5 protein-coding genes and 1 tRNA gene are annotated in these 6,488 nt (G+C 70.6%); 5 read left to right on the forward strand and 1 reads right to left on the reverse strand.

Going from position 1 to position 6,488, the window contains the following annotated elements:
• Positions 1–15 precede the first annotated feature (15 nt).
• The gene (locus E1287_RS21395; RefSeq protein ID WP_131966819.1) at positions 16–1,098 is read left to right on the forward strand and encodes an NAD-dependent epimerase/dehydratase family protein; all 1,083 of its coding nucleotides are present in this window, start codon (positions 16–18) and stop codon (positions 1,096–1,098) included.
• 100 nt (positions 1,099–1,198) lie between these two features.
• On the opposite strand, the gene E1287_RS21400 is transcribed toward E1287_RS21395, so the two are convergent.
• The gene (locus tag E1287_RS21400; RefSeq protein ID WP_131966820.1) at positions 1,199–4,114 is read right to left on the reverse strand and encodes a UPF0182 family protein; all 2,916 of its coding nucleotides are present in this window, start codon (positions 4,112–4,114) and stop codon (positions 1,199–1,201) included.
• Positions 4,115–4,222: 108 nt separating this feature from the next.
• Between E1287_RS21400 and E1287_RS21405 the strand changes: the two genes are divergently transcribed.
• From E1287_RS21405 to E1287_RS21420, 4 genes are all read left to right on the forward strand, one after another.
• On the forward strand, positions 4,223–4,759 hold the full coding sequence (locus E1287_RS21405; RefSeq protein ID WP_131966821.1) for a PPA1309 family protein: 537 nt from the start codon (positions 4,223–4,225) through the stop codon (positions 4,757–4,759).
• Positions 4,760–4,769: 10 nt separating this feature from the next.
• On the forward strand, positions 4,770–5,201 hold the full coding sequence (locus E1287_RS21410; RefSeq protein WP_243719291.1) for a molybdenum cofactor biosynthesis protein MoaE: 432 nt from the start codon (positions 4,770–4,772) through the stop codon (positions 5,199–5,201).
• A gap of 27 nt (positions 5,202–5,228) precedes the next feature.
• Positions 5,229–6,275 carry a PDZ domain-containing protein gene (locus E1287_RS21415; protein ID WP_131966822.1) on the forward strand — a complete coding sequence of 349 codons (1,047 nt, stop codon included), beginning with the start codon at positions 5,229–5,231 and terminating at the stop codon, positions 6,273–6,275.
• 49 nt (positions 6,276–6,324) lie between these two features.
• Positions 6,325–6,398 (forward strand) — tRNA-Met (locus E1287_RS21420).
• Positions 6,399–6,488 lie beyond the last annotated feature (90 nt).

Below are 6,488 nucleotides of genomic sequence, written 5' to 3' on the forward strand. Positions count from 1 at the left end.
GAAGGGGGCACCCCCGTGGCAACGGGCAAGGTTCGCCCTCGGCGTAGCAAGGGCCCGGTCGTCGCCGTCACCGGCGCCGCCTCCGGTGCGGGGCGGCTGCTGGCCGCCCGGCTCGCCGAACGGCAGGAGATCCGCAAGGTCGTCGCCATCGACGGGCACCGCGGCGACGTGCCCGGGGTCACATGGCGCGTCGTCGACATCCGCGACCCGCTGCTGTCCAACCGGCTGTCGGACGTCGACGTGATCGTCAACCTGGACGTCGAGCACTCCCCGGACGTCGACCCCCGCGACCGCCGCACCCACAACGTCCGCGGCGCCCAGACCGTCGTCACCGCGGCCGCCGCCGCCCGGGTCCGCCGCGTGGTCCTCGTCACGTCCGCGATGGTGTACGGGGCCGAGCCCGGCAACGAGGTCCCGCTGCACGAGGACGCGCCGCTGCTCGCCGAGGCCAGCACGTCCATCGCGGGGGACTACCTGGAGATGGAGGAGCTGGCCGCGACCGCGCCCGTCACCCACCCCGGGCTGGACGTCACCGTCGTCCGTCCCGCCGCGCTCGCCGGGCCCGGCATCGACACCGTCATCACCCGGCACTTCGAGGCGCCGCGGCTGCTCTCGGTCAAGGGCAGCACGCCCGGCTGGCAGTTCTGCCACATCGAGGACCTCGCGTCCGCGCTGGACATCGTCGTCACCGAGGACGTCACCGGCCCCCTCACGGTCGGCTGCGAGGGCTGGCTCGGCCCCGACGAGGTCACCGAGATCACCGGGAAGCGGAGCTTCGAATTGCCCGCCGCGCTCACCTTCGGCATGGCGCAGCGGCTGCACCGGCTCGGCATGACGCCCGCGCCCGCCACCGACCTGCACTACGTCGCCTACCCGTGGGTCGTGGACTGCGCGCGGCTCCGCGCCGCCGGCTGGAAACCCCTGTACGACAACGCCGCCGCGCTGCGCGCCGTGATGGAGGAGACCGCCGGGCGGCACGCCGTCGTCGGACGCCGCGTCGGCGGCAAGGAGGCCACGATGGCGACCGCCGCGGGTGCCACCGTCGCCGCGATCGGCGCGGCCGCCGCCATCCGCCGCGCCCGCAAACGCCGCCGCTGACCCGGTTGCCACTGGGCCCGTCGCCGCTGACCCCGCCGAGGCTGGGCCCGTCGCCGGTGGGCCCGGCCGGGGCTGGGCCCCGGCCCGGGGCTCGGCGGGCTCAGCTCGCCGGCGGCGAGCCGGAGGGGCTCGGCGACCCGGTCTGCGTCCCGGTCGGGCTCGGTGACGGGCTCGGCGCGGCCGGCTTGGCCTGGCCCGCCGCCGCCAGCGCGGCCTGCGCGTCCTTGATCCGCTTCCAGGCGTCGCCCATGCCCGGATAGTCGCCCTTCTTCTGCGCGTCCTCGTAGTCCTTCACGGCCGTCTGCAGATCGGCGATCGCCTTCTGCGCCGCGGCGCTGAGCTGCTGCCCGCCCGGGGCCGTCGGCGTCTGCGACGGCGGCGCCGCGGACGCGGTGCCGAGGATCTGCTTCATCGCGTCCTCCAGCGTGTCCGCCGCCGCGATGCCGTTGCCGTACCGGACGAGGATCTTGCCGAGGATCGGGTACGGCTGGCTCTCCTTGCCGCCCGCCGCCTTCGTGTACATGGGTTCGACGTACAGCAGCCCGCCGCCGAACGGGATCGTCAGCAGATTGCCCGCCACGGTCTTCGTGCCGCCCTGTCTCAGTGCGAACAGGTCGGCCTTCACCTGGGTGTCCGTCTCGAACGAGTTCTGCACCTGGCCCGGCCCCGCGGGCTGCGCGTTGCGCGGCATCTGCAGGATCTGGATCTGCCCGTAGTCGCGTCCCGGCGTCGACCCGACCGCCATGAACGCCGCGAGCTGCGGGTTGCCGCGGGGGTTGAACACCGTCGTCAGCGAGAACGACTTGGCGTCCTGGCCCGGCATCCGCAGGCTCTGGTAGTACGGCGGCTGCCTCCGGTTCTTCGCGGACGGGTCCTCCGGCACCTCCCAGAAGCCCTCGCCGTTGTAGAACGCCGACGGGTCCGTCACGTGGTACTGGGTGAGGATCTTCCGCTGCACCTTGAACAGGTCCTGCGGGTAGCGGAAATGGGCCTCGAGCTCCGGCGGGATCGACGACCGCGGCTGGACGGTCTTGTCGAACACCTTCATCCACGTCTTCGTGATCGGGTCGTTCTCGTCCCACTGGTACAGGTGCACGGAGCCGTCATAGGCGTCCACCGTCGCCTTGACCGAGTTCCGCATGTAGTTGATGTGGTCGTCGGCCTGCCGCGCCACCGCCGACCGCGTGTCGGTGATCGTGTCGCGGGTCGCGTCGCCGAGGCTCATCTCCTCCGAGTACGGGTAGCTGTTGGACGTCGTGTAGCCGTCCACGATCCACAGGATGCGGCCGCCCACCACCGTGGGGTAGGGATCGCCGTCCAGCGTCAGCCAGGGCGCGGCCTTCTGCACCATCTGCCGCGGCGACCGGTCGTAGAGGATCTTGGCGTCCTGGTTGATCGCGCCGGACAGCAGCAGGTTCTTGTCCTGGAACTTGGCCGAGAACAGCAGCTTGTGGAAGAACGAGTCGATCGGGACGCCGCCGTCCCCGTCGTAGGTGCTGTTCTGCTGCCCCGTCTTGCTGTTGTCCGGGTAGTTCAGCTCCTGCTGGCCGCGCCCGCCGACCACCGAGTACCTCGGCGACCGCTCCCCGAAGTAGATCTCCGGCTTCGCCACCTTGATCTTCTGCTCGGGGGAGACCGGCATGTCCTTGGTGATGAAGTCGGGCTCGTTTCCGGCGCCGAAGCGGTCTCCGTACGCCGACACGAAACCGTAGCCGTGCGTGTACACCAGGTGGTCCTTGACCCAGCTCCGCTGCGCCGCGGGCGCCCCGGACAGCTCGCGCAGCGCGACGATCGTGTCGATCGGCTTGCCGTCCACCTGGTAGCGGTCCACGTCCAGCGTGTCGGGGAACCGGTAGAACGGCCTGATCTGCTGGCGCTGCTGGAACGTCTCGCCCACGACGGCCGGGTCGAGGACGCGCACCCCGCCGAGCTGGTCGGCCTCCTGCTGCAGCTTCGCCTTGTCCGTCACCGGCTGCGACCCGTACGGGACGACCTTCGCGCCGTCCACGCCGTACGCCTGCCGGGTGAACTGGATGTTGCGCTGGATGAACGCGCGCTCCTTGGCCAGCTCGTCCGGCTTCACCTGGAACTGCTGGATCAGCAGCGGATACACCCCGCCGAGCAGGATCGCCGACAGCACCAGCAGCGTGAACCCGACGCCCGGCAGCATCATCCCGCGCCGCAGCAGGTTGCTGAAGAACATCACCGCGCACAGCAGCGCGATGATCATGAGGATCGTCTTCGCCGGAAGCAGCGCGTTCACATCGGCATAGGACGCGCCGGTCGTCACGCCGCGCTCCGAATGCACCAGCCCGTACCGGTCGAACCAGTACGCGACCGCCTTCAACAGGATGAACAGCCCGAACAGCACCGACAGGTGGGCGCGCGCGGGCGGGCTCGCCTTGTCGCCCGGCCCCTGCAGCCGCAGCCCCCCGTACAGGTAGTGCACCATCACCGCGGCCAGGATCGACAGGATCACCATCGCGAAGATCACACCGATGATGAGCCGCAGGAACGGATACGTGAAGACGTAGAACGACACGTCCTTGTGGAACTGCGGGTCCTTCACGCCGAACGGCGTCCGGTTCAGGAACGCCAGCCACACCGGCCACTGGCCCGCCACCGACGAGCCCGTCAGCACCCCGAGCAGCCCCAGCAGCGACCACGCGATCAGCCGCCGCCGCGGATCGATCACCGCCCGGTACCGCTCCAGGCCCTGCTGCTCCACCGACAGCGGCCGGTACGCCGGACGCAGCCGGTACGCGACCGCCACGTTCGCGCCGACCAGCAGCATCATCAGCAGCCCCGCGCCGAAGAACAGCGCCACCCTGGCCTGAAGCTGCGTCGTGTACACCTTCGAGAAGCCGATGGAGTCGTACCACAGCAGATTCGTGTACGTCGCCGTGAAGACCATGAACGCGATCAGGAGCACCGCGAGCGTCACCAGAGAAGGCAGCACCAGCCGCGTCCGTCCGGTACCGAGCCGGCGCCCGAAGCCGGGAGTACGGAAGGTCACTGACCCCTCCGATCGAGATTCTCGCCACCGGCGCCCGCCGGTGCTGTAGAAGCAACTTACCGACTGGCGCGGGGGTTCCCGCATGTCCATGCGCCGAATGGGGGAAAGATGGGCCCCGTGAGCCTCCTCGAAGAAGTCGTCCTGGACCTCGAACGCCACTCGGCGCAAGAAGGCTGGGACGCCGCGCCCCGACTCTACGCCCTCGTCCGCAGCGCCGAACTCCGCCAGGCCGAGCCCGACCTCGCCGACCAGCTCGGCCTGCCGCCCGGAGCCGACACCCTCGCCGCGCTCGAGCAGCCCGCCCTCCCCGACCGCGACGCCGTCGAGGACGCCCTCGCCACCATCGCCTGGCCCGACACCGTCGAAGGCTGCGCCCTCGTCATGGAACGCGTCGTCCTGCCGCCCGAAGCCGAGGACGACATCCCCGAGGACGACGCCGAAGCCGCCGAGTACGCCGCGTCCCACCCCGGACGCGAGGACGTCCGCATGATCGTCGGCGTGCTCCGCGACGGCGCCCGGCACTCCGCGCTCCGGCTCCGCCGCCACGACACCGACGACGAGGTCCTCACCGGGCCCGACCTCGTCCCCGCCCTCGCCGAGGCCCTCGCCGCCACCTTCGAACCGGACGAGCCGGGCGCCGGGTAACCTGCGGAACGTGAGCCACGACAGCGTGATCAGGCTGATCGGCGTCCGCGACGAGCCCCTCTCCGTGGACGAGGTCCTCGCCGCCGTCTCCGCTCCCGGCGCCGGCGGCACCGCCGTGTTCGTCGGCACCGTCCGCGACCACGACCACGCCCGGACCGTCACCGGCCTCGACTACAGCGCCCATCCCAGCGCCGAGCAGCAGCTCCGCGCCGTCATGGAGAAGGTCGCCGCCGACCATCCCGTCCACGGGCTCGCCGCCGTCCACCGCGTCGGCGACCTGCGCATAGGCGACCTCGCCGTCATCGCCGCCGCGTCCTGCGCCCACCGCGCCGAGGCGTTCGCCGCCTGCCGGCAGCTCATCGACGACCTCAAGGCCAACGTGCCCATCTGGAAACACCAGACCTTCGCCGACGGCGGTGACGAATGGGTCGGCGCGTGCTGACCGCCCCGACCGCATAGAGTTTCGGACATGTCCCGTCGTGCCGCCACGCTCACCGCCGCGAGCGTGATAGTCATCGTGCTCGCCATCATCGGCTCCGCCATGCCGGTCCCGTACGTCGCGCTGATGCCCGGTCCGACGAGCAACACCCTCGGCACCAACGACAAGGGCCAGCCCCTCATCAGGATCGACGGCCGCCAGACCTACCCCGACGCCGGCCACCTCAACTTCACCACCGTCACCTACCGCGGCGGCCCCGGCGGCCGCATCGACCTCTTCACCGCCCTCCGCGGCTGGATCGCCGGCGACACCGCCATCGTCCCCGAAGAGACGATCTTCCCGGACGACGAGTCGCCCAAGAAGGTCGACGAAGAGAACACCCGCCAGATGCAGGACTCCCAGCAGAGCGCCGAAGCCGCCGCCCTCCACGAACTCGGCATCCCCGTCACCACCCGCGTCGTCGTCGACGGCATCCAGAAGGGCCGCCCCGCCGACGGCGTCCTCAAGACCGGCGACGAGATCACCGCCGTCGACGGCACCAAGGTCACCAACGTCGCCCAGGTCACCGGCACCATGGCCAAACACAAGATCGGCGACAGCGTCACCCTCGCCTACACCCGCGCCGGCAAGCCCGCCACCACCACCCTCAAGACCGTCGCCACCCCCAACGGAGACCGCGCCGCCGTCGGCGTCGTCATCTCCGACCAGTACAAGTTCCCCTTCAAAATCGACATCAGCGTCGGCGACATCGGCGGCCCCTCCGCCGGCCTCATGTTCTCCCTCGCCATCATCGACAAACTCACCCCAGGCCCCCTCACCCGGGGCACCTTCATCGCCGGCACCGGCACCATCACCGCCAAAGGCGAAGTCGGCCCCATCGGCGGCATCCAGCAGAAAATGATCGCCGCCCGCAAAGCCGGCGCCACCGTCTTCCTCACCCCCAAGGACAACTGCCCCGACGCCGCCGCCTCCCGTCCCGACGGCCTCCGCCTCATCCGTGCCGACACCCTCCACGGCACCGTCCAGGCCATCAACGCCCTCACCACCGGCAAAGGCGACGTCCCCACCTGCGAATGACCCGTCCCGTTCGCAGCACCCCGCCCCATGCCATAGACTCAAACATCACCGCGGGGTGGAGCAGTTCGGTAGCTCGCTGGGCTCATAACCCAGAGGTCGCAGGTTCAAATCCTGCCCCCGCTACTGGTCTGGGTCCGTGTGGTCGGTGCTTCGCACCTTTCCCGCGGACCCTTCGCCTTCTCCCGGGGGGCGACCCCCCGGAGCCCCCCGTGC

Source organism: Actinomadura sp. KC06, from assembly GCF_004348735.1.
In the GTDB taxonomy this organism is placed as follows: Bacteria; Actinomycetota; Actinomycetes; order Streptosporangiales; family Streptosporangiaceae; genus Spirillospora.

What these genes read in the sequence shown, in the direction of transcription:
- E1287_RS21405 (WP_131966821.1), top strand. Translation starts at nt 4,223, where the DNA reads ATGGGCCCCGTGAGCCTCCTCGAAGAAGTCGTCCTGGACCTCGAACGC.
- E1287_RS21415 (WP_131966822.1), top strand. Translation starts at nt 5,229, where the DNA reads ATGTCCCGTCGTGCCGCCACGCTCACCGCCGCGAGCGTGATAGTCATC.